This is a genomic window from Stenotrophomonas sp. YJH_SMC_12-1 (genome assembly GCF_059370935.1).
Window position 1 is genome coordinate 129,455 of sequence record NZ_JCAFUD010000004.1, and the last position, 23,228, is coordinate 152,682.

At 65.5% G+C, this 23,228-nt stretch carries 20 protein-coding genes and 2 pseudogenes; 12 read left to right on the forward strand and 10 right to left on the reverse strand.

The window, feature by feature from the left end:
* Positions 1 to 44: 44 nt before the first annotated feature.
* Entirely contained in the window at positions 45 to 413 is a 369-nt protein-coding gene (locus AC5P8Y_RS08965) for a hypothetical protein (protein ID WP_033834228.1), read from the reverse strand.
* A gap of 40 nt (positions 414 to 453) precedes the next feature.
* On the reverse strand, positions 454 to 885 hold the full coding sequence (locus tag AC5P8Y_RS08970; protein ID WP_033834229.1) for a BLUF domain-containing protein: 432 nt from the start codon (positions 883 to 885) through the stop codon (positions 454 to 456).
* A gap of 170 nt (positions 886 to 1,055) precedes the next feature.
* Here AC5P8Y_RS08970 and AC5P8Y_RS08975 point away from each other — a divergent pair, with 170 nt between their 5' ends.
* The gene (locus AC5P8Y_RS08975) at positions 1,056 to 1,301 is read left to right on the forward strand and encodes a hypothetical protein (protein WP_012480318.1); all 246 of its coding nucleotides are present in this window, start codon (positions 1,056 to 1,058) and stop codon (positions 1,299 to 1,301) included.
* A gap of 392 nt (positions 1,302 to 1,693) precedes the next feature.
* Here AC5P8Y_RS08975 and AC5P8Y_RS08980 read toward each other — a convergent pair whose 3' ends face one another.
* Positions 1,694 to 2,563 (reverse strand): methylenetetrahydrofolate reductase, encoded by an 870-nt coding sequence (locus AC5P8Y_RS08980; RefSeq protein WP_033834230.1) that lies wholly within the window; start codon positions 2,561 to 2,563, stop codon positions 1,694 to 1,696.
* On the reverse strand, positions 2,563 to 3,477 hold the full coding sequence (locus AC5P8Y_RS08985; protein WP_033834231.1) for a LysR family transcriptional regulator: 915 nt from the start codon (positions 3,475 to 3,477) through the stop codon (positions 2,563 to 2,565). The genes AC5P8Y_RS08980 and AC5P8Y_RS08985 overlap by 1 nt, the downstream gene beginning before the upstream one ends.
* Positions 3,478 to 3,552: 75 nt before the next feature.
* Here AC5P8Y_RS08985 and msuE point away from each other — a divergent pair, with 75 nt between their 5' ends.
* From msuE to AC5P8Y_RS09000, 3 genes are read left to right on the forward strand one after another with little or no spacing between them, the layout of a single operon-like run.
* On the forward strand, positions 3,553 to 4,140 hold the full coding sequence (gene msuE, locus AC5P8Y_RS08990) for an FMN reductase (RefSeq protein WP_414497608.1): 588 nt from the start codon (positions 3,553 to 3,555) through the stop codon (positions 4,138 to 4,140).
* A 56-nt stretch (positions 4,141 to 4,196) separates the two neighbouring features.
* Positions 4,197 to 5,174, forward strand: a complete 978-nt coding sequence (locus AC5P8Y_RS08995; protein WP_033834233.1) for a DUF1852 domain-containing protein — start codon at positions 4,197 to 4,199, stop codon at positions 5,172 to 5,174.
* 39 nt (positions 5,175 to 5,213) lie between these two features.
* The gene (locus AC5P8Y_RS09000) at positions 5,214 to 6,248 is read left to right on the forward strand and encodes a methionine synthase (protein ID WP_495201931.1); all 1,035 of its coding nucleotides are present in this window, start codon (positions 5,214 to 5,216) and stop codon (positions 6,246 to 6,248) included.
* On the opposite strand, the gene AC5P8Y_RS09005 is transcribed toward AC5P8Y_RS09000, so the two are convergent.
* The gene (locus tag AC5P8Y_RS09005) at positions 6,205 to 6,786 is read right to left on the reverse strand and encodes a hypothetical protein (RefSeq protein ID WP_495201932.1); all 582 of its coding nucleotides are present in this window, start codon (positions 6,784 to 6,786) and stop codon (positions 6,205 to 6,207) included. The genes AC5P8Y_RS09000 and AC5P8Y_RS09005 overlap by 44 nt on opposite strands.
* Positions 6,787 to 6,857: 71 nt before the next feature.
* Positions 6,858 to 7,334 (reverse strand): annotated as a pseudogene (locus AC5P8Y_RS09010) (trypsin-like serine protease); the annotation flags it as partial.
* Here AC5P8Y_RS09010 and AC5P8Y_RS09015 point away from each other — a divergent pair.
* Positions 7,335 to 7,520 (forward strand): annotated as a pseudogene (locus tag AC5P8Y_RS09015) (fatty acid--CoA ligase); the annotation flags it as partial.
* A 19-nt stretch (positions 7,521 to 7,539) separates the two neighbouring features.
* On the opposite strand, the gene AC5P8Y_RS09020 reads toward AC5P8Y_RS09015, so the two are convergent.
* The 4 genes from AC5P8Y_RS09020 to AC5P8Y_RS09035 form a co-directional block, all read right to left on the reverse strand.
* Positions 7,540 to 8,139, reverse strand: coding sequence for an NADPH-dependent FMN reductase (locus AC5P8Y_RS09020; protein WP_495201933.1), 600 nt, complete (start codon positions 8,137 to 8,139; stop codon positions 7,540 to 7,542).
* Positions 8,140 to 8,354: 215 nt separating this feature from the next.
* Positions 8,355 to 10,121, reverse strand: coding sequence for a hypothetical protein (locus AC5P8Y_RS09025; RefSeq protein ID WP_049403735.1), 1,767 nt, complete (start codon positions 10,119 to 10,121; stop codon positions 8,355 to 8,357).
* Positions 10,122 to 10,237: 116 nt separating this feature from the next.
* The gene (locus AC5P8Y_RS09030; protein ID WP_033834238.1) at positions 10,238 to 10,981 is read right to left on the reverse strand and encodes a FadR/GntR family transcriptional regulator; all 744 of its coding nucleotides are present in this window, start codon (positions 10,979 to 10,981) and stop codon (positions 10,238 to 10,240) included.
* 102 nt (positions 10,982 to 11,083) lie between these two features.
* Complete coding sequence (locus tag AC5P8Y_RS09035; protein WP_495201934.1) at positions 11,084 to 13,975, reverse strand: TonB-dependent receptor; 2,892 nt, start codon at positions 13,973 to 13,975, stop codon at positions 11,084 to 11,086.
* Positions 13,976 to 14,216: 241 nt separating this feature from the next.
* Between AC5P8Y_RS09035 and AC5P8Y_RS09040 the strand changes: the two genes are divergently transcribed.
* The 7 genes from AC5P8Y_RS09040 to AC5P8Y_RS09070 are packed head-to-tail and all read left to right on the forward strand — an operon-like array spanning position 14,217 to position 23,210.
* Positions 14,217 to 15,656: a polysaccharide lyase 6 family protein gene (locus AC5P8Y_RS09040; RefSeq protein ID WP_495201935.1), complete on the forward strand. Its 1,440-nt coding sequence runs from the start codon at positions 14,217 to 14,219 to the stop codon at positions 15,654 to 15,656.
* The gene (locus AC5P8Y_RS09045; protein ID WP_495201936.1) at positions 15,653 to 17,881 is read left to right on the forward strand and encodes an oligoalginate lyase; all 2,229 of its coding nucleotides are present in this window, start codon (positions 15,653 to 15,655) and stop codon (positions 17,879 to 17,881) included. Before AC5P8Y_RS09040 ends, AC5P8Y_RS09045 begins: the two co-directional genes overlap by 4 nt.
* The gene (locus AC5P8Y_RS09050) at positions 17,878 to 19,182 is read left to right on the forward strand and encodes an MFS transporter (RefSeq protein ID WP_033834242.1); all 1,305 of its coding nucleotides are present in this window, start codon (positions 17,878 to 17,880) and stop codon (positions 19,180 to 19,182) included. Before AC5P8Y_RS09045 ends, AC5P8Y_RS09050 begins: the two co-directional genes overlap by 4 nt.
* Positions 19,183 to 19,228: 46 nt before the next feature.
* Positions 19,229 to 19,981, forward strand: a complete 753-nt coding sequence (locus tag AC5P8Y_RS09055) for an SDR family NAD(P)-dependent oxidoreductase (RefSeq protein WP_033834243.1) — start codon at positions 19,229 to 19,231, stop codon at positions 19,979 to 19,981.
* Positions 19,982 to 20,002: 21 nt separating this feature from the next.
* Positions 20,003 to 21,190 carry a GDSL-type esterase/lipase family protein gene (locus AC5P8Y_RS09060; RefSeq protein ID WP_049403740.1) on the forward strand — a complete coding sequence of 396 codons (1,188 nt, stop codon included), beginning with the start codon at positions 20,003 to 20,005 and terminating at the stop codon, positions 21,188 to 21,190.
* A 10-nt stretch (positions 21,191 to 21,200) separates the two neighbouring features.
* On the forward strand, positions 21,201 to 22,220 hold the full coding sequence (locus AC5P8Y_RS09065; protein WP_111187981.1) for a sugar kinase: 1,020 nt from the start codon (positions 21,201 to 21,203) through the stop codon (positions 22,218 to 22,220).
* A 60-nt stretch (positions 22,221 to 22,280) separates the two neighbouring features.
* Positions 22,281 to 23,210, forward strand: a complete 930-nt coding sequence (locus AC5P8Y_RS09070; protein ID WP_111187980.1) for a DUF6708 domain-containing protein — start codon at positions 22,281 to 22,283, stop codon at positions 23,208 to 23,210.
* Positions 23,211 to 23,228 lie beyond the last annotated feature (18 nt).

Genomic DNA, 23,228 nt, shown 5'->3' on the forward strand with positions numbered 1-23,228 from the left:
GGTGCATTTTCGCTGCTACGGGGTGAATGCGGGTGATGGCGTGGTCACGCCATGGTGCGCCGATACAACTGATCGAGCGTAACCGTGCGAACTAGGCGGCCGCGATTGTAGAAATGCAGCACCGGCTCGCTCAACGTCACGTCAGCAGGAACCAAGTTCATGCCCTCGTAGCCGACCACGACCGACTCCCCATCGTCCGACGGGAACAGCCAGCGATGCCAGCCGGGTATCAGCCAGGCTTCCTGACCCGATGCCTGCGGCGTTACCCGTGTTGAATTCAAGGCCGGATCCGAATCGGTACAGAGATTCCGCGCGGGGGAGCATGCCGTGAACCTCTCCGGCGGCGGCAGCGGGGCATCGGCAAGCGCCGGGCTCGCAGCCAGTGCAGCGATGAGCGTGATGAGTGCCTTCATTTCACTGCACACCTCGATCAAGTGCCCGCCCAAGAGGAAACTAAGCAGCGTGTACGTAGGGCGCTACCGCCGCAGCAAGCACATCGATTCCCCACGCGGAGCCTGCGATTTCCTCGGGCTGGCTTCTCTTGAAGCGTGACCAGTCGGCCCTGGCAAGCCTGCCGACCAGAAGCTGGTCGGCAGGAAGCTGGTGCATCGACCAATAGGGGAACTGCCGGGTAGAGACACGCCCCCGGGCCAGCTCCACCACATCCGTGTGGCTGGTCGATTGCAGCACCCGCTCGTAGACGCTGGCCACCCCATCTTCCGGCCCTTCGAAGTACTGCACGAACCGCGTGCCGTCATGCAGCAGCACGCCTGTCACCCCTGCAAGCTTGTTGAACCTCGCGGCATCGGTGACGAGGGCTTCCAGGCGGTCAATCGAAAGGCCTTCAACGGCCTGGCTTGCGTATACAACGGCCCGGATGGGCATGGACTTCGCCTTGAATGCAGGGCCACGTCGGCACCTATTCACACTCTAGCACCCGGCGCAAGTCCCGGCCGTGATGCGTATTCTTAATTCTTCAGAATACTGTTCGCGCCTAGCAGCGCGACAGGCGGCATGATGAACGCCCCCATACGTTCAGGGCTTTATTCATCTTCATGCGCGACATCGGACAGTTCTATGTAAACAGCGTCGAAGGAGTGGCGCGTGAGGATGGCACCCTGCTGCAGGTCACCCGGATCGATTGTTCCTGCCTGAAGTGTTCAAGGCAGTTCCGCGCCATTCCTGATCATGGCCTCGTCGATCTCAACGGCGCTGCTTCGCTCAGTTGCCCAGGCTGCGGCAACCACCAGTCCGTCAGCCGGGCGCGGCTGGAGGAGTTCGTGCTGCGTAGTGATGCATGAGCTGAAGCGCGCCGTTTCTCGACACTGTGCCAACCCTGTCGACACCTTCGCCTCGCATCTTCCCGTAGTGCACCCACAACGGCGTTCCAATGAGTCATACCGGCCTATTCAAGATCAGGGACCTCACCTACACGCCAGGCGCGGAGGGCGACCTGGCCCGTGCCCTGCAGATCGAAGCCACCTGCACGGCCTGCGGCGCAACCAGCGTCTGGGGCGAGCAGGAAATGGAGCATGTGCGAGGAGGAACCGTGCTTGCGTGCCGGGCGTGCGGTACGCGCCAGGCCATCAGCAATGCGGGCCTGATCAGTACCCCGTCAGGGATACGCCACCGCCGGGGCTGAGCGCGGCGGCACCGGGTCATGCGCTGCCCGGCAGGCACGATTGATGGCCTGTCAGCGGCGGGCAACCGATGGCAGCGCCCGATGCTGGTTGATCCAGTCCAACGACTGGGCAATTCCACCGAACGGAAAGAAGTGCGGGCTGACCAACCCGTGGGCATCAGTCAAACCGCCCGCCAGACGGTCCACGAACACCTCCGGGCCCGCGCTGCCCAGCAACCGGCCGATCGAGATGCCATACCGGGACAGCATCAATGCACTGGCCCCCACCCCGCACATTGCGGCGTAGCGTACCAGCCGCGCGATGCTTGCCGGGCCCGGCACGCCAACGAGCACCGGAACGTGGATGCCACGGGCGCGCAGCGCGTGCAACCAGGCCAGGACGATGTCGGCATCGAAGGCGAACTGCGTGATGATCACTGGCGCCATGCCGCGCGCTTCGATGGACTGGCACTTGTGTTCCAGTACCTGCCAGCACGCGTCACTGCCCAGGACCGGATGGCCATCGGGGTGACCGCCGATGGCGACGACCTTGATACCGGCCCTCTCCAGAAGGCCGCTCTCGATGATCGAAGCGCTGTCAGCAAACGGTCCGGCGGGCGTGGCCAGGTCGCCGGCGATCACCAGGCACTGGGCGACACCTGCCTCGTTGGCCGCACGCTGCAGGAAGCGCTCAAGCACCGCACGCGACCCGATGCGCCGCGCCGAGAGATGCGGCATCGGCTCGAAGCCCAGTTCACGCACCCTGCGCGCCGCTGCCAGGCGTGCGTCGTCGTCCTCGCTGGCCAGCCAGGGAATGGAGATCGTTGTGCCGCGCGGTATGCGGTCGGCCTCGGCGCGCAGCGCGGGCATGGACTTCGCGCTGACCTCCAGTGAAAAGGTGTTGATGAAGGCTTCCGCCCGCAGTGATCCAGGTGCAGCCATCAACGGGCTCCGCCTGCATTGCCGGCCAGTGGCGAGCTGTTCCGCGCCAGTTCGATGAAGGCCTGCAGGTAGTCGATGCTGGTATCGGCTTCGCGCGCACCCAGATAGATCTGCTTGGGAATGCCCTTCGCACCGAGGCGCACCGGCACCACGTCCATGCGGGTGGCGTACTCTTCCACCAGCCAGCGCGGCATGGCGGCCACGCCACGACCGCTGGCCACCATCTGCATCATGATGTCGGTGGTTTCAATGGCCTTGTGCCGTCGCGGCGTGATGCCGGCCGGCAGCAGGAACTGGTTGTAGATGTCCAGGCGCTCGAACGGCACCGGATAGCTGATCAGCACTTCCTGGCCGAGCTGGCGCGGCTTCACGTAATCCACCTTGGCCAGGGCGTGGTTCCTGGCCACCACCAGCACCTGCTCGTAGTCGAACACGGGAATGAACTTGAGGCCTGGCTTCAGCAGTGGATCGGGGGTAACCAGCAGGTCGATCTCGTAGCCGAACAGCGCGCCGATGCCGCCGAACTGGAATTTCTGCTTGACGTCCACATCCACATCCGGCCACGCGGCCAGGTACGGCGAGACGATCTTCAGCAGCCACTGGTAGCAGGGATGGCATTCCATGCCGATGCGCAGCGCGCCGCGCTCGCCCTGTGCGAACTGGCCCAACCGCTCCTCGGCCAGATCCAGCTGCGGCAGCACGCGGTTGGCGACGGCCAGCAGGTATTGCCCGGCCTGGGTCAGGCGCAGGCTGCGGCCTTCGCGCAGCCATACATCAGTGCCCAGCTGCTGCTCCAGCTTCTTCATGCTGTGGCTCAGGGCAGACTGGGTCAGGTTGAGTACGCCGGCGGCCGCGGTAAGCGAGCCCTGCTGCTCGACCTGCTGCACGATGCTGAGGTGGATCCGCTCCAGCATGACGATGAATCCTGCTCATGGATAGGTGAAGTAATACCATTTTACGTCATGGAAGGCCGTGGCTAGCATCGGGTCATGCTTTCACCTGCCCGCCCCCTTCGAATCGTCGCCGTGTCCGGCGGCTTGCAGCGCCCCTCCAAGGCCGCCGCCCTGGCCGAGCATCTGCTGGGCCTGATCGGCGAGGACATCCACAGCGAGCAGCACCTGGTCGAACTGGGCGAACTGGCCCCGCAGCTGGCCGGTGCGCTCTGGCGTTCGCAGTTGCCCGACACCGTGGAACGCCAGTTGACCACCGTCGAGCAGGCCGATGTGCTGGTGGTGAGCACGCCGGTCTATCGCGGCTCGTACACAGGGCTGTTCAAGCACTTCTTCGACTTCGTCCACCAGGACGCACTGGTCGACACCCCCATCCTGCTGGCCGCGACCGGCGGCAGCGAGCGCCATTCGCTGGTGATCGACCATCAGCTGCGCCCGCTCTTCAGCTTCTTCCAGGCGCGCACCCTGCCGCTGGGCGTCTACGCCACCGACCGCGATTTCGCCGACGGTCGCGTGCACAACGACGCCCTGCTCGAGCGCGCACGGCTGGCGGTGCGGCGGGCCGTGCCGCTGCTGGACCTGCCTCGCCAGCGCGCCGCCGACCTGGAAGCGGCCGCAGCACTTTGAATGCCGGATGCCCTCGCCCGCATCCGGATGTCACCCCGCACTACGGAACGCCACCCATGACGACCGACACCTTCACCTTCAGCATCACGCAGATCCCCTTCAACGAGGATTACCAGCCTGCTGACGGGACGCGCATCACCACCAATTTCGCCAACCTGGCCCGCGGCGCGTCCCGCCAGGAAAACCTGCGCAACACGATCAGCATGATCAACAACCGCTTCAACGATCTGGCGCACTGGGACAACCCCAGCGCGGATCGCTACGCGGTCGAGCTGGACATCATCTCGGTGGAGATGCACATCGGCAGCAGCGGTGGCGGCGATCCGTTCCCGCTGATCGAGGTGCTGCGCCCGACCATCGTCGACACCCGCACCGGCGTGCGTACCGAAGGCATCGTCGGCAACAATTTCTCGTCCTACGTGCGCGACTATGATTTCAGCGTGGTGCTGCCGGCCAGCAACGAAGGGAAGGCCACCTTTGGCATTCCGGAGGGCTTTGGCGACCTGCATGGCAAGTTGTTCAAGCATTTCCTGGAGTCCGAGGCCTACCGCGCCAACTTCAGCAAGGGGCCGGTGATCTGCATCAGCGTATCCAGCAGCAAGACCTATCACCGCACCGAGAACCACCACCCGATCCTGGGCGTGGAATACCGCCAGGGCGAGTTCTCTCCGACTGACCAGTACTTCGACAAGATGGGCCTGCAGGTGCGCTACTTCATGCCGCCGGGCAGCGTCGCACCGCTGGCGTTCTACTTCCAGGGCGACCTGCTGGGCGACTACTCGAACCTGGAGCTGATCGGCACCATCAGCACGATGGAGGCCTTCCAGAAGATCTACCGCCCGGAGATCTACAACGCCAACTCCGTGGCGGGCAAGGTCTATCAGCCCAGCCTGAAGCACCAGGATTACTCCTCCACCCGCATCGTCTACGACCGCGAAGAGCGCAGCCAGCTGGCGGTCAAGCAGGGCCGGTTCACCGAAGAACACTTCATCAAGCCGTACCGCGCCGTGCTTGAACAGTGGGCTGCCCGCTGATCCATCGATTTTCCATTCGCCCCCAGGAAACAAGACGCAATGTCGACGAAGAAACTGCTTCCCACCTCCACCGCCGGCAGCCTGCCCAAGCCGTCCTGGCTGGCAGAACCCGAAAAGCTCTGGTCGCCCTGGAAGCTGCAGGACGAAGGCCTGACTGAAGGCAAGCAGGATGCACTGCGCCTGTCCCTGCAGGAGCAGCAGCACGCCGGCATCGACATCGTCAGCGACGGCGAACAGACCCGGCAGCACTTCGTCACCACTTTCATCGAGCACCTCAGCGGCGTCGATTTCGAGAAGCGCGAAACGGTCCGCATCCGCAACCGCTACGATGCCAGCGTGCCGACCGTGGTCGGCGCCGTGAGCCGTCCGAAGCCGGTGTTCGTCGAGGATGCGAAGTTCCTGCGCCGCCAGACCACGCAGCCGATCAAGTGGGCCCTGCCCGGCCCGATGACCATGATCGATACGCTGTACGACGCGCACTACAAGAGCCGCGAAAAGCTGGCCTGGGAGTTCGCGAAGATCCTCAACGAGGAGGCGAAGGAGCTGGAAGCCGCTGGCGTCGACATCATCCAGTTCGATGAGCCGGCCTTCAACGTGTTCTTCGACGAAGTGAACGACTGGGGCGTGGCCGCGCTGGAGCGTGCGGTTGAGGGCCTGAAGTGCCAGACGGCGGTGCACATCTGCTACGGCTATGGCATCAAGGCCAACACCGACTGGAAGCAGACACTGGGCTCGGAATGGCGGCAGTATGAAGAATCGTTCCCCAAGCTGCAGACCTCCAGCATCGACATCATCTCGCTGGAATGCCAGAACTCGCACGTACCGATCGACCTGATCGAACTGGTGCGCGGCAAGAAGGTGATGGTGGGCGCCATCGACGTGGCCTCCAATACGGTGGAAACGCCGGCGGATGTGGCGAACACCCTGCGCAGGGCGCTGCAGTTCGTGGATGCCGACAAGCTCTACCCGAGCACCAACTGCGGCATGGCGCCGCTTGCGCGGGAAGTGGCACGCGGCAAGCTGCGCGCGCTCAGCGCAGGGGCCAGGATCGTGCGTGAGGAGCTTTCGGCGTAATCCTGGCTGGGGAGGTGTTCCCGTTTCGGTGCGGCGAGGATGGATTCTGGCCGGGTACAGACCAGGTTCCACCTCGTCCCTGCACCTCGGGCCTGGCGGCCATCACGCGCGGCCGTGGCGCCAGCGCTTCCTTGATCCGCCCCATCTCGCTTGCGCCGGCCTCGGCCAGGCGCCGGGCCTGCTGCCGCTGCGTCCGGGTCAGTGCAGGCGAAGGCACGGCGCCCGGTTCGGGCGCACTCTGCACCAGTCGGGCGACGGCGTCACGCAGTGGCAGTTGTGGGCAGAGCCGCGCCGCGCACCAGCGCTCGGCGTAGCGCTTCGCCTGCCGGGCGCTGGCGGCGGACACGACCTTGCTCTGTGACATCCTGCGTGCGTCCAGTTTCAGGCGGAACCCGAGCACGGCATGCGGCACGATACTGGCCACCGAACGGCCGTTCCACCACAGATCCCAGCGCTCACCGCTCTGCACCCAGCCGGACGGCCGGGTGACGATCACGAAATCTGGACGGTGAAATGATGAGCCCATGATGGGAAGCATACGAACGCCCGTCGCACCGGCTGAGATCAGGGCAACGCCCCCCTGCACTGCTACGCCTCCACGAAAAGCAATCAATGTGACGCGTCACGGCTGATGCTTTCGATCCAGTCGATGTAGCGCGATACGCGGACGTTGTAGACCACCTGGCCATAGAACCCCGCCTCGAGCGCATGCTCCGGAACCGCAGTGATCCACGAACCAAGCCCCACCAGCTGCGGCGTTCCGTGATCATCAATCACCAGCGGACCACCGCTGTCACCGTTGCCGAGAACCCCCTCTGGCGGCAGGGCCTGCGGAGGCGGATCGAACCGATACCCGAGATAGCGGTCGTTGCCGCCGGTAAGCGCGTTGTATGCACGCCGCAGGGTCGTGCGATGCGGGCCGCCTGGCACCAGCCCTACGACGCCATTGCCGGTAGCCCCCTTCCCTATCAGGGCCGCGATCTGCGCGACTTCGGCAGCACCGCGATAGAGCGCTACTGGCTGTACATCCTTTGCAGCAGTCGCAAGCCTGATCAGTGCAATGTCATCCGATGCTGCCAGGAACGCCATGTGGCCGAAGCGGAGATCATCGAACTGGTCGCGGCGCGCAGCCGTTCCGGAGACATCTCACGCTATGCGATCCCGGAGCGCGTGAGCTTCGTGGATGCAATCGAGCGGACCAGCGTGGGCAAGATCAACAAGAAAAAGCTGCGCGGGCTGCATGATCCGGTCCTTGGCACCGGCGGGCGATGACGGCCCCTGCCGGCACCGCTCAACCGCGCGACGCCCCACCCTGCAGCAGCTGGACCCAGCTCTGGAATCCCTCCAGGAAGCGCTGCAGGCGCTTGCGCGTCGCCGCGTCGAAATCTTCCGCGTCATCGTCGTAGGCGGCCGCTGCTTCGGCCACATAGAGCTGTGGCGAGGCCATGGTCAATGCGCCCATGGCGGTCAGTGTATGGCGCAGCTGCGACTGTGCCAGTTTGGTGCCCCAGTGACCCGGCGTAGCGCCGATGATCGCCACCGGCTTGGCCGAAAGGACCGTGCGGTACTCGGCATCGTCGCGGGACAGCCAATCGAGGGTGTTCTTGAGTACGCCGGGCAGTGACTGGCTGTACTCCGGCGTGGCGATCAGCACGCCGTCAGCGGCCGCGATGGCCGCGCGCAGGCGCTTGACCCCGGCAGGGCCGGCCGGGTCGGCGGTTTCCAGGTCTTCGTCGAACAGCGGAATATCGGCAATGGTGTCATGCACGGTCAGCAGCAGGCCCGCAGGCGCGGCGCCTGCTGCTGCCCTGACCAGGCGCCGGTTGTAACTGTTGCTGCGCAGGCTGCCGGCAAACGCCAGGATGTTCAGCGGTGGAGGGTTGTCGGACATGCGGGATTCCTCGGATGCGTCGGTGCGGGGTCACGGGCCAGGCATCGACAGCGCGGGTGGGCCAGGGCCAGACTGGATCTGCAGAGGATCACGGTTCCGGCGATGTAGTGCCTTCGTCCTTGCTGCTCCCTCTTCCAGGGCGAACAGGGCGCGGCGGGGCAATCCAGCACGTGCCACTGCCCGCGTTGCGGCCCCTGTCCTGCCACATCGTACGCCTACTGCACGGGCTGGCTGGCTTCTGTGATGGACACAGGTCGTGCCATGCTGTCGAACGTATTGACCTTCCAGATGTAGCGCACGCCATCCTGCTCGATGACCTTCTGCAACAACGGTATCTGCTTGGCTGCGATGATTCCGCTGGCACGCTGATATGCCGGTCGCCCGGCCAATGCCGGATAGCTGCCGGAAGCGTCAAGCTGATAGCTGAGGGTGGTGGCGCGGCCCGGCTGGACCGAGGAAAGCAGATAGCCTTCGTCCACATTGAATCGATTGCCAAAGGTGTGCCGGGTGGTGACACCCCCTGCATCCTTGACGTCCACCCACTTCGTGGCCGGCGAATTCGCCTGGCACAGTTCCTTGCTGCCGTCGGCATAGCACCCGTTGGCCGGGCCGTAACTGTAGGCCCACGTATAAGGCTGGTCGATGCCCGGCCCGGTGACTGTCCTGGAAACCAGCGACCACGTGTAGTACCTGGCGGGCGTGTATTCGATCGAGTCGAGGAACCCGCTACCGGTGCTGTCGGGCATATTGCAGCCATAACGCGCCCACGAGCGGCCATGCAGCGTCGGCTCGAAGCGATACTTCGCCACTGCACCACTGGGATGGCGGATCGAACCGGAATGGCCGTAGGTCACCACACCCGGATTCCGGCAGAAACCCCGCTCTGCGGGAACGGCGCCGGCACCCATGGTGCCTACGTTGAACCCCGTAGTCTGCCAGTAGGACTGGTCCGGGAAGGTGACCTTGTAGCCACCCACCACCGTACCGTAGGTCCACGTCCTCCCGCCCGCACGGACCGCGCTCACTTCGCTTGGCAGCGTGCTGGGCGATCCAGCCGTCCATTCGAGATCGACGGTGCGGCCATCGTTGGCTGCGATGCGCAGCAACTGCCGTGGATTTGCCGGATCCCACGTGTAGGTCACCGAATTTCCAAACCGGTCTCGGGCACTGGTCGGAAGAATATGGAACTCCTGCCGGAAAAGAACGAACTCGAACTCCGTAACCGAGCCGAAGTTTCCCCGCGAGTATCCCTTCTTGATCAATGGCGGTCCGCTACCAAGGCTGGCCATATGATTGAGCGTATAGGTGATACCGGCAGGCGTCGTGACTTCGAAGCCCTCACCCGCCCCATCGTCCATGGCGACGCAGCGGATGACATTGCCGCTCTTGGTTCGCATCGGGTAGGCATGGCCTGTACTCGGCACGGGCCATTCGTTGCTTTGCACGAGTAGATCCTCGTCACCGGTCTCTGGCAGGTAGAGCTGCGTTCCATGCCAGAACTCGTCGGAGTTGAAGTACTCGGTGAATGTCCCTGGCCCGGTCGGCGTCTGCGCCTTCACCGTGACGATCTCGGTTGGAGGCGGGGTGAACTTCGAACAGCGGTTGAGCGGCTCGGCAACCACGTAATTCTTCCATCCACCTTGGGTGCTGAACGTCCCATGCACCCTGGGCAGGGCCAGGTCCCACACCCCGAACATGCCCAATCCCTGCCGGCCCTGCGCACCTGCCACCAAGCGCCGCTTGATGCCCACCTCCAGCGCACTGTTGCCCGGCAGGTCGACGTCGGTCTGCAGGAATTCCACCGAGCCGGTAAACAGCCCGATCCTTTCCCCGAACATGTCACCGGTATCCAACTGCAGGATCTGCCCGCGGGCATTCAGCGCCGCCGCGTAATCCTCCATCACCGTCGAGCCGCGGTTGGCGCTCGACGCAGGCAGGGCCGTCATACACAGCAGCGCAGCTGCCGCGATCCTTGCGTACATGGTGTCCCCCTCGTCGACGAAGCAGAGCTTACTTCGCGCTCGTCGGCACCCGCAAGGATGATTCCCCGCACGTCACAGCGTCCTGACCCGCCCGGCGGCCCTGGAAACGCCGTTACTCAGATACGCGTCGTGGCCATGAACCGTTCGCGGTCCTGCTGCGTGCGGCGGCGGATCTCCTCCAGCGCCTGGCTTTCGGTCGCCTGCAGCATGGCCTCGAACAGGCGCTGGAAGTGATGGCGCATCGCATTGCGCGCGGCCACCGGATCGCGCGCGCGCAGGGCTTCGAAGATCGCCATGTGCTCGTCGGCACGGCTGGCGCCATCATCATGGCAGACCCGTGCATAGACCTCGGTTACCCGCGGCAGTTCGCTGCGCATGCGCCAGATCTGCTGCACGAAGAACTCCACCACCGGGTTACCGGAAAGCCGTGCGATGGCGAGGTGGAAACGGCGGTCGTACTCGCCGGCTTCCGCGTCACTCAGGTCGCGACGGCACAGCGCTTCAGCCAGCGCCTGCAGCTCGGCAATGCCGGCATCATCCAGATTGCTTGCCGCCAGAGCGGCGGCCTCGGCCTCGAATACCGCGCGGGCAGCGGTGAGGTCGAAGGCGCTGACATCCGGCAGCCCGCCGGGCGCCGGCGTCGGGCGCGGCTTTACATGCACGCCCGAACCGATGCGGATCGCGATCCAGCCCTGTGCTTCCAGTGCGATCTCGGCTTCGCGGATGGTGACCCGGCTGACACCGAACCGTTCGGCCAGTTCACGCTCGCCCGGCAGCCGCGAGCCCGGCGGGAATTCGCCGTCCTCGATCAGCTTGCGGAGCTTGGCAGCGATGGTCTGGTAAAGGCGGTTGGCGGACATGCGGCTGACCCTTGGCGATTCCTTCCCGGTCCCTGCCCTGCCACCGCGGCCGGCAAGGGTCCGGTTGGAGCGACGGCGCGACCACTGGCCGCGCCGCCCTGTTCAGAACTTGTATCGTACACCGAAATACGCACGCCGCCCGTAGGTCACCACTTCGCGGAAGTTCCCATAAAGCGGCTGGTAGGCCACGCGCGGCTCGTTGGTCAGGTTCATCAACTCCAGCGACAGCGACAACTGCTTGTTCACCCGGTAGCGCAGGCGCAGGTCCACGCTGGTGTTGTCATCGTAGTAGCGGTTCTGCTGTGCGGTGTTGCCGGTGAAGTCCTGGTAGTAGTGCGAGCGGAACTTGCCGATGGCCTGGATGTTGAAGCGCCCGACGTCCCAGTAGATCGAGCCGGACAGGACGTGCCGCGAGAAGCCGCTGAGGCCCGCCGGCGGCACGATCGCCGGAATGATCGTGCCGTCACTGGCCAGCTGCTCGCCCAGTCGCGAGTCCTGGGTCCGGTAGTCGGCATCGGCGTAGTTGTAACTGACCTTGAAGCCCAGTCCGTCGAACGGCTTGGGCAGGTACGACAGTCGATGGGTGGCGGTCAGCTCGAAGCCGGTCAGCGTGCTGTCCTCGTCGGTGGTTACCTGCTGGCGTACCGGCACGGTCACGCTCTGGCCGTCGATGGTGTAGGTCTCCGGCACCAGCGCAGTGGCGGTGCCGCCGTTGAACTGCTTCCAGTACACCGCGCCGGCCAGCATCGTGTCCGGGTTCGGGTACCACTCCAGTGACAGGTCGCCGTTCCAGGACATCAGCGGCTGCGCGGCGGGGTTGCCGCTGGCGCTGATGTCATCCAGCGCGTCGGCCAGATTACCGTAGGTGGCATCACTGCTCACGTTGATGGTGCGCCCGGCACCCAGCGCGGCGATGTCCGGCCGTGACATCGCGCGGTATGCACCGACCCGCAGCAACACGTCCGGGCGCAGTTCGAAGGCCGCGTTGAGGCTGGGCAGCAGCTTGTCGTTGCCCGCCCTGAACACCTGCGTGCTGTACGCACCGGTGGGTTGCAGGCGGATCGTGCCGTCACCATTGTCCTCGATACGCAGCCCGGTACGCACGCCTTCGGAGCGAACATCGGTCTTGACCCAGCGCAGGCCGAGGTTGCCGGTCACCGGCAAGCCGAACAGGCTGCTGCTGAACTCCCCCATCAGATAGAGCGCGCGTGTCTTCTCGGTGATATCGACATTGTTCGGATCCTGGAAACCCGGATCCAACCCACTGTCGAGGCTGCCACGGAACGACTGGTACAGGCAGTTCGGATCGAAGTACGCCCACGAGGAGATCGTGTTGCCGCTGGCGGCATCCATGAAATCATCCTGTGGGAAAGGCGCGCGGCAGGCCTGGTTGGCGGCGATGATCTTCGCCTTGTCGGCCTCCACGCGCTGGTCGTAGTCGCTTACCAGGGTGTTGTCGCGCAGGCGGTAGTCAGCCTGGCTGGCGCGCACGCCGCCCTTGATGCGGGTGAAGAAACCGGACTCGGGCATGAAGCTGGCATCGAAGCGGCCGGCCTTGATCCTGTGGTCGTTCTCCGTTGCGCTGGAGGTGACGCGCGCCGCGCCGGTGTAGGCGTCCCAGTTGTTGGGGTCGAAGTTCGGCGCCAGCGCAACACTGGGCACTTCGCCGTGCCAGTCCCAGTCATAGTCCACGTAGCCGGTGGCACCACTGCTGATGCCCGGCACGATGGCATTGCTGACGTTGCGCTGGTTGGCACGCAGGCGGGTCATGCGCTCGCTGTCGAGGCGATTGGTGTGCGAGTACGAAAGGTCGGTGGACAATTCCCAGGCCGGGGTCGGTCGCAGGATCAGGTTCAGGCCACCCCCGGTGTACTCCTCGCCACGCCAGTAGCGGTTTGAGGTGGAATCAATCGAGGTGCTGCCATGCAGGTGGCGCACGATGCCGTCCTCGTCCACCTCGCGCCGGGTGATGCCACGACGGGCGTTGGACAGGCTCAGGTCGCTGCGGTTCTCGTACCAGTTGCGCTCGGTGTGTTCGAAGTCGAGGTTCACTTCAACCACGTCATTGGGCCGCCACTGCAATGCGGCGAACTCGCTCTGCCGGTCGTTGCGCTCCTGCTTGAGCCGGTAGATGCGGCTGCTTGGCACCAGGTAGTACGGCGCGCCGTTGGCGATGGCCTGCGCGGACACTTCATTGCAGTTGGCATTGCCCACGTTCTGCGTGCCATCGCAGGCATACCAGGTGGAACCGCTGGTGATGCTCTCTTCCGGGTCGGTACCGTCCAGGCGCTGGAAGCCCAGCGAGATACCCAGCTTCTGTCCGTTGCCGAACTCGAACTGGTCGATGTAGCTGGCGGTGCCGCGATAGCCGATGCCGTCGTCGTCGCGGTACTTCTTGTCATACTCGGCCCAGCTGCCGCGCAGGTCCAGCTGCGCCGCACGCTTGCCGTACTCCAGTGGGCGCACTGTTTCCAGGCCGATGGTGCCAGCCACGCCGCCTTCGATGATGTCGGCGCGCTGGGTCTTGTAGATGGCAACCGTATTGATCAGCTCGGCGGGGAACATGTTGAAGTTCACCGAGCGGTCGCCGCTGCCGTTGGTGATCTCGCGGCCATTGAAGTTGGTGCTGCTGAGGAAGGCGCCCAGGCCACGGATGGAGATTTCCGAGGCGCCGGTCTTGTCGCGGGTCGAAGCGGCGCCGGTCAGGGTCTCGATCGCATCGGCCAGCGAGGGCGCCGGCAGGTCGCCGATGTCATCGGCCGAGAGCACGTCGGCAATGACCGTGTCATCGCGCTTCTTGTTGATCGAACTCTGCATCGATTCGCGGATGCCGGTGACCTGTACCTGGTCCAGCGTGGTGGGATCCTGCCCTGCCGCGTCCTTGCCGGATTGCGCCTGGGCCGTAGGCAGCCCCGCCAGCACGGCGAGCAGCGCCACGATCAGGGGTGTGGGGGACAACGAGATGCTGTGCACTGCTCCGGCGGGTCGCCGCATGGTTTCCTCCTCCCAAAGGATCGCCTGCATGCCAGGCGTGGGACGCAGCTTCGGCACGGCGACATGAAAATGTCAACCAATTGGTATGCGATTGTTCAAATGCCTTTGATCCATACCATTTGATCGCAATTTAATGTGCTCATGCAGCATGACTTTGCGCGAAAGCTGGCTTACAACAGACCCGAAAGTGGTATGCAGGCCCACCCTGAAACGACGGCCCGGCCGTCCCTGGAAGGATTTCATGCGCATTCAACCGCTGGCCCGTAACCGATCCAATAATCCACGGCTGTTTTGCCTGACCACTGGCCTGGCAATGTGCCTGACCACTTCAGCAGCAAGCGCAGCCAGCTGGCTCGTCCACGATGTCGCGGAGTTCACTACCGCCGCCTCGGCGCTGCAGCCTGGCGATGAGATCGTGCTGGCTGACGGCACCTGGACCGATGCTCGGCTGCTGCTTAAGGGTCAGGGCACGGCAGCCGCACCGATCGTGCTGCGCGCGCAGACCGCCGGCAAGGTCGTCCTCAGCGGGCGCTCGGACCTGCGCCTGGCCGGGAGCTACCTGCAGGTGTCCAACCTGGTGTTCCGCAACGGCCATGCGCCGGGTGATGCGGTGGTGGCGTTCCGCGAGTCGAGCAAGGCAGTCGCCAGCAACAGCCGCGTCACCGGCCTGGTGATCGATGACTACACCAACCCGGATGCCAGCGACCAGGACTACTGGGTATCGCTGTATGGCAGCAACAACCGGTTGGATCACAGCCAGTTGCGCGGCAAGACCAACGCCGGGCCGACCGTGGTGGTGGTGCGCGATGCCACCCAGGGCCTGGACAACCAGCACCGTATCGACCACAACTGGTTCGGGCCGCGCCCGGCGCTGGGCGTCAACGGGGGCGAAACGATCCGCGTCGGCACCAGCGACAGCTCACTGAGCGATTCCAACAGCACGGTGGAGAACAACTGGTTCGAAGGCTGCGACGGCGAGACCGAGATCATCAGCAACAAGTCCGGCGGCAACACCTACCGCGGCAACGTCTTCTACCGTTCGGCCGGCGCATTGACCCTGCGCCATGGCAACGGCAACCGGGTGATCGACAACGTCTTCCTCGGCGATGACAAGGCCGGCACCGGCGGCGTACGCATCATCAACGCCGACCAGACCGTCAGCAACAACTACTTCGAGCGGCTGGCCGGGTCCAGCAACCGTTCGGCGTTGGCGGTGATGGATGCGCAGGCCAGTCCTCCGCTGTCCGGCTATGCGCCTGTGGTGAATGCCACGATCAATCGCAACACCTTCGTGGACGTGGCGAAGATCAGTTTCGGCGTCGGCCACGATGAAGCCAAAGGCATCGTGGTCGCCGCCAGCAGCAGCCGCCTCACCGGCAACCTGATCGTCAACCGCAACAGCAGCAACCCACCAACTGCCGCCAGTTCGCTGGCCGGCATCGACTTCAGCGGCAACGTGCAGTCGCCGGCAGCCAGCACCGTGTTCCCGGGTGGCGTAGAAGGCCGTGGCGTCAGCCTGCAGCAGGCTGCCAGCGGATTGTGGGTGGCCACGCCTGCCCTGCCCGCCGTGGGCGCCGATCCTGCCCTGGCGATGACCGCGCGCGAGGCGACCGGCGTCGCCTGGTATCCCAAGGTGGGCGAAGTTGCCCTGTCACGCACCCGCAATGGAGTTGATCGATGAGGTTGCAGCCGCTGTTCGTTTCCCTGGCCCTGGCCGCCCCCTTCGCCCTGCTGCCGACCGCGTCGCTGTCCGCAGCGCCCGCTGCCGCCGCGCGGCAGGCCGACACCGCGCCGGTGCTGGTCACCGCTGCGCAGTGGCAGCAGATGGCCAGCGAAGGCCGCCGCTACCCGTGGTTCGCCAAGGAGCAGGCGCGCACCGAGGCAACACTGAAGAAGATGATGAAGGCCGGCATCGACGTGCCGGTGCCCAGGGACAAGGGCGGCGGGCGCACCCATGAACAGCACAAGCGCAACTACCAGGCACTGTTGGCGGCGGGCACGCTGTACCGGTTGACCGGCGACAGGACCTACGTGGATTACGCGCGCGACATGCTGCTGCAGTATGCCAGGCTGTACCCGACGCTCGGCCCGCACCCGGAAGGCAGGGGCCAGATTCCCGGCCGCGTGTTCTGGCAGGTGCTCAACGATTCGGTATGGCTGGTCAACGCCATCCAGGGCTATGACGCGATCCATGACGCGCTGTCCGCCGAGGACCGCAACACCATCGAATCGAAGGTGTTCCGGCCGATGGCCGAGTTCCTCGTCAGCGAACCGAAGAACTACGACCAGATCCATAACCACGCCACGTGGGCGGTGGCCGCCACCGGCATGATCGGCTACGTGCTGCGCGACCAGGAACTGGTGGAGAAGTCCCTGCGCGGCAGCCAGAAGGACGACAAGTTCGGCTTCCTGCGGCAGATCGACCTGCTGTTCTCGCCCGATGGCTACTACGAGGAAGGCCCCTACTACCAGCGCTATGCACTGGCGCCGTTCCTGCTGTTCGCCAACGCCATCGAACGCAATGAGCCGCAGCGGAAGATCTTCGCGCGTCGCGATGGCGTGTTGCTGAAGGCGGTGGATGTGCTGGTGCAGTCCAGCTATGGCGGCCTGTTCTTCCCGATCAACGATGCGATCCTGGACAAGGGCATCGACACCGAAGAGCTGGTGGCCGGCATCGGCATCGCCTATACGCGCACCGGTGATGACCGCCTGTTGTCGGTGGCCCAGCAGCAGAAGCGCCTGCTGTTGTCACCCGAAGGCCTGCAGGTGGCGCAGGCACTGGCCGCCAACAAGGCCAAGCCCTTCGACTACCGCCCGATGCTGCTGCGCGATGGCCCCGACGGCGACCGCGGCGGCGTGGCGATCCTGCGCATGAACGGCGAACGCGGCCAGGCACTGGTGCAGAAGGACACGATGCAGGGCATGGGACACGGCCACTTCGACAAGCTCAACTGGCTGTTCTACGACAACGGCAACCCGGTGGTGACCGATTACGGCGCCGCCCGCTTCCTCAACGTGGAAGCCAAGCGCGGTGGCATCTACCTGGCCGAGAACCGCAGTTGGGCCAAGCAGACCGTGGCCCACAACACCCTGGTGGTGGACGAGCAGAGTCACTTCATGGGCGACTGGAAGCGTGGCGAGGCGCATGCCCCGCAGGTGCGCTTCTTCCAAGCCGACGCCGATACCCAGATTGCCTCGGCAACGATGCGCGATGCCTATCCCGGCGTGGCGTTCACCCGCACCCAGGCGCTGCTGCGCCACCCCGACCTGGGCCTGCCGGTGGTGCTGGACCTGCTGCAGGTGCACGGCGACAAGGCCGCGCGCTACGACCTGCCGCTGCACTTCAACGGCCACATCGTCACCACCGGCTTCGAGGCCGAACACTTCCCCAGCCAGCGCCCGGTGCTGGGCAAGGACAACGGCTACCAGCACCTGTGGCTGGATGCACGCAGCAAACCCGGCAGCGAGCCGCGTTCCCTGGCGTGGCTGCTGGACGGGCGCTTCTACACCTACCGCTTCGGCAGCAGTGCGCCGGCGCAGGCGCTGCTGGTGGAAAGCGGCGCGAACGATCCGGAATTCAACCTGCGGCGCGAGCCTGCCCTGCTGCAGCGCGTGGACGGCCAGAAGGACGTGACCTTCTTCAGCGTGCTGGAGCCGCATGGCGAGTACAACGGCACCGCCGAGTACGTGCATGGCGCCGACAGCCGCATCAGGGAGATCGTGCGTACCCGCGGCAGCGATGCCGAGGTGATCGAGCTGCGCCTGGCCAGTGGCGCGCGCATTGCCCTGGGCGTGGCCGACGACAGCAGCGCCAAGGGCGAGCACAGCGTGACAGTGGACGGCCATGCCTACCGCTGGAGCGGCAGCCACGCACGCATGGACCGCAGCAAGGGTGACGGCAAATGAACGGCCCTGCGGTGGTGGCCAAGCTGCGCAAGGTGCCGGTGCGTTCAGCCGTGCGCTGGCTGATCGTGGGCCTGATTGCCGTGGCCACGGTCATCAACTACATCGACCGCAACGCACTGGCGGTGATGTGGCCGGAAATCGCCAGGGAAGTGGGCGCGACCAAGGATGACTACGCCCTGCTGGTGACGGTGTTCATGCTGTTCTACGCCGCCGGCCAGTTTCTGTTCGGCCGCCTGTTCGACATGATCGGCACGCGCCTGGGTTTCGCCCTGTCGATCAGCGTGTGGTCGATCTCCATCGCCCTGCACTCGATCACCCATTCGATGCTGTCCTTCAGCCTGGTACGAGCGATGCTGGGCATCAGCGAAGCAGGCGCGTGGCCGGGCGCGGTGAAGGCCAATGCCGAGTGGTTCCCGGCGCGCGAGCGCGCATTGGCGCAGGGTGTGTTCAACGCCGGTGCGTCGATCGGGGCGATCGTCTCCGCACCGGCCATCGCTGGCCTCTACCTGTGGCTGGGCTGGCGCGGCACCTTCGTGCTGGTCGGTGCAATCGGTTTCCTGTGGCTGCTGCCATGGCTGTTTGTCTACCGCGCCGGGCCGGACAAGCACCCGTGGGTGAGCGATGCCGAGCGCCGGCTGATCCATGAAGACCAGACCGGGCAGCAGGACGCGGTGGCACCGAAGGTGAGCGTGCGTGCGCTGCTGGCCCACCGGCAGAGCTGGGGCATGCTCGCCTGCCGCTTCCTGCTGGACCCGATCTGGTGGCTGTTCGTGTCCTGGCTGCCGATCTACCTGGCTGAAACCTTCGGCTTCGACATCAAGCAGATCGGCCTGTTCGCCTGGGTGCCGTTTGTCGGCGCGATGCTGGGCAGCCTGAGCGGCGGCTGGCTCTCCGGGCGGATGATCCGCGCCGGGCACAGCGTGGACCGCGCCCGCAAGCTGTCCATAACGCTGGGCTGCGTGGTCATGGCTCCTGCCCTGCTGGGTGCAGTGCTGGCCAACCAGCCGCTGCTGGCGGTGCTGGCAATCGCTGCGGTGCTGTTCGGCTTCCAGGTGGCCATCGGCAACATCCAGACCCTGCCGGGCGACCTGTTCGACGGCCGCTCGGTGGGCACGCTGGCAGGCCTGGGTGGCCTGGCCGCCGTGGCCGGCACCTTGATCACCACCTGGCTGGTGCCGGTGCTGACCCGCCACTCCTATGCCCCGATCTTCATCCTCGTTGCCGCGCTGGTGCCGCTGTCGCTGGCCGCGCTGTGGTGGTGGACCGGCCCTATCCACAAGCTCGACCGCCGCGGCGGTTGAGCCTGCATCTCTCTTCAATTCCCCCGCAAACCAAGGAGTTTTCCGCATGTCGTTCCAGGACAAGGTGGCCATTGTCACCGGCGGTGGCCGCGATATCGGTCGCGCCGTTTCGATCAAGCTGGCTGCCGCCGGTGCACGCGTCTGCATCAACTACGCCAATGATGAAACCAGTGCCCAGGAAACGCTGGCACGGATCCAGGCGGCCGGTGGCCAGGCCATGGTGCATCGCGCCGACGTCACCGATGCCACGGCCGTCGCCGGCCTGGTCGCTGCGGCACAGGCCGCGTTCGGCGAGCGCATCGACCTGCTGGTGAACGTGGCCGGTGGCATGGTGCAGCGCCGGCCGCTGGCCGACATCGACCCGGTGTTCTTCCACACCGTGATGGACCTGAACCTGACCTCGACCTACCTGACCACCCACGCGGTGGTGCCGCACATGCGCGAAGGCGCGGCCATCGTCAACTTCGCCTCGCAGGCAGGCCGTGATGGCGGCGGCCCGGGCGCATCGATCTACGCCACCGCCAAGGCGGCGGTGATGACCTTCACCCGCGCCATGGCCAAGGAGCTGGGGCCGAAGGGTATCCGCGTGAACGCGCTGTGCTGCGGCATGATCGCCACCCGCTTCCACGATGAATTCACCAAGCCGGAAGTACGCACGGCCGTTGCCGGTGCCACCCCGTTGCGCCGCCAGGGCGCGCCGGACGAAGCCGCCGACGCTGCGGTGTTCCTGGCCTCGGATGCGGCGGCGTTCATCACCGGCGCGAATCTGGACGTCAACGGCGGCACCTACTTCTCCTGACACCTGACCGGACTCCTGCCCATGCAGCGCTGGACACTTCTGTTTTCATTGACGCTCTGCTCCGCCATGACGGCGCCCGCTGTGTGGGCCGCACCCGTGTGGGTCACTGCCTGGACGGCCGCGCCCGCGCCCGACCGCAAGGACGGAACGTCCGATGCGCCGGTACAGTTCGCCGCACAGACCGTGCGCCAGGACATGCGTATCGGCAGCCGTGGCGATGCGCTGCGGCTGCGCATCAGCAACGAGCTCGGCACGGCGCCCTTGCGGGTCGAGGACCTGCGTGTGGGAGTGAAGAACGGCAAGGCCGCACCGCTGCCGGTAACGGTGGATGGCCGCGCGGTCATCGAGGTGCCGGTCGGAGCCGCGCTGCTGAGCGACCCGGTGCGGATGCCGGTGGCGGCGCTGCAGGAGATCAGCGTGAGTGCCTATTTCCCGCAGCCCACCCGCCCCGCCGTGCGCCGCACCGAGCTGCGGGTCGCAGATGGCAGGCAGACAGCCGTCGCCGACAGCGTGCGGCTGAGCTACCAGCAGAACGTGTTCTCGGCAGTGATGGTGCAGCGTGATGATCGTCCCCAGGTAATCGTGGCGCTGGGCGATTCCATCACGGAAGGCGCCACCGCACGCCGCGGCACCTTCAACCAGTGGCCGGAGCGGTTTGCGCAGCGCCTGCAGCAGGCCTGCCCGAACCGGTTCGTGGTACTTAACCAGGGCATCAGCGGCAACAAGCTGCTTGACCACGGCCGCAGCCACAGTGCGCTGTCACGATTGGATCGCGATGTGATCGCGGTGGCCGACGCCGATCAGGTGATCCTGTTCGAAGGCATCAACGACATCCGCCACGGCGGTGGCGCGCAGCCGCTGCCTGGACGCAATGCGGCGGACATGCTGCTGGGCTATCAACAGGTTGCGGCGCGGCTGCATGCGCACGGCATCCGCGCCTGGCTGGGTACGTTGACCCCGTTCGGCGGTTCCGAGCGCTACGAGCCCGTGTCCGCCGCCACCCGCACCACGATCAATCAGTGGGCACGCGGCGGCAACAGCGGCTTCGACGGCATCATCGATTTCGATGCCGCGCTGCGTGACCCGAAGGCAGCCGAATCGTTGCCCAACGAGATCACCCGCGACCATCTGCATCCCAACGACGAAGGCTACCGGCGCATGGCCGATGCCATCGATCTGCGCATGCTGGGCTGCACCACCCCCGAGTGAGAGAGAACCGATGAGCCGCGTCGTTTGTTTCGGTGAGTTGCTGCTGCGCCTGGGCGCACCCGGTCGTGAACTACTGCTGCAGACGCCGCAGCTGCAGGTCCATGTGGGAGGCGCCGAGGCCAATGTGGCGGTCTCGCTGGCCAGCCTGGGCCACGATGTGCAGATGGTCAGCACGGTACCCGGTAACGCGCTGGGCCGGCATGCCGTGGCCGAGCTGCGGCGGCATGGCGTGGGCGTGGCCGCCGTGCGTGAAGTGGAGGGTGACCGCATGGGCCTGTACTTCCTGGCGACCGGTGCGGTGCAGCGCGCCAGTGAAGTGGTGTATGACCGGGCCGGTTCTGCATTCGCAAACAGCAGCGCCGAGGATCATGCGTGGCCCGCCGTGCTGTCCGGCGCGCACCTGCTGCATGTCTCGGGCGTCAGCCCGGCGCTGGGCGCCAACGTGGCCGAGTCGGTGCTGGGTGCCGTGCGTGCGGCTCGCGCGGCCGGTGTGCAGGTGTCCTTCGACGGCAATTACCGTCCCTCACTGTGGCGACGCTGGGATGGCGACGCAGCGGCGATCCTGCGTGAGCTGTTCGCCGAGGCCGACATTGTCTTTGCCGATCATCGAGACATCGAACTGATGCTGGGGCTGCACTTCGCGCAGGACGATGCGGTCGCGCGAACCGAGGCCGCTGCGGCCGCTGCCTTTGCCGCGTTCCCGCACCTGCGGTGGCTGTCCTGCACCCAGCGCGAGGTGATCAGCGCCGACCATCACGTGCTCGGTGCGCTGCTGCTGGGACGCGATGGAACCCGCGCGCAGGCTGCTCCGAGGCCGCTGCCCGGCATCGTTGATCGCATCGGCGGCGGCGATGCCTTTGCCGCCGGCATCCTGCACGGATTGCTGTCCGGGCTCGGCGCAGAACACACCGTGCGCTTCGGACTGGCCGCAGGCGCGTTGAAGCACGCCATTCCCGGCGACTTCAGCCCTGCCCGCGAAGCTGAAGTCCGGGCACTGATGGAGAGCCACCCGTTCGACGTTCGTCGCTGATCCCCCCCGGGAGAATCCCGCTAGAATCCAACGGGCGCTGGAATCGCGCAGGGATCGCCCATGGATTACACCGGATACACGCGCAAGTTTCCCAACAACCGCCCACTGAATGCGTTTGATCGCGAGCACCGCCTGCTGCAGAAGCAGCGGCTGGATGTCGTGCCGTTGGCGCAGCTGTGCGTGGTGAAGATGAATTCGAACGGCCTGGTTTCGGTGGATCGCTGGTTCGCCGCGCGTGGCTTTGCAGCCCTGCTGGGCGCGATCGGCATTGCCTTCGGGCTGGGCGGCATGCTGATGCTGCTCTGGTTGCTGATCGTGAACAGGCTACCCAACGAAAATGGCCTGTGGGAGGCGATATTCATCGGCATGGCGATGCTGGCCGCCTTCACTGCAGCGAGCATCTGGGTGGCTTGCCTCGAGCTGTTCCGCTGGACCTACTATCCGATCGCGCTCGATCGCAAGCACCGGCAGATACACGTGTTCCGGCTGGATGGCACCACCCTCAGCGTGCCCTGGGACCGGGTCTATTTCACGCTTGGCCGCGGAACGGGAACCTTCGGATGGTACAACTGGGATGTCCGCGGACTGATCCTGGACGCGGATGGCGTCACAGTACGGGAGACGTTCGCGTTCTCCATCGCGACCTCTCGCATCGAGAACGCACATGCCCACTGGGAGTTCCTGCGGCGCTACATGGAAGAAGGACCGGCAGCCGTCGTGGACGCGGTGCACTGCTGCATGCCGCTGGACGGCAAGCGCGAGAGCTTCGCGTCCGGCAAGGAGCGCATCTTCGCCGAAGACGCGCAGCTCCCGGGTTTCATGTGGCTCACGATGCTGCCACTCAGCTACCTGCACACGATCATGCGCTGGGTGGTGATGCAGACCAGCAGGATTCCGCGGTTTCCACCGGACATCGAGGCGCGCCTGACACCGGACGCCGGTGATCCCTGTGTCCGCGACGCTTCGATGAATCCACCGGACCTGCGCTGACCCAGCGTTGCGTCCGGC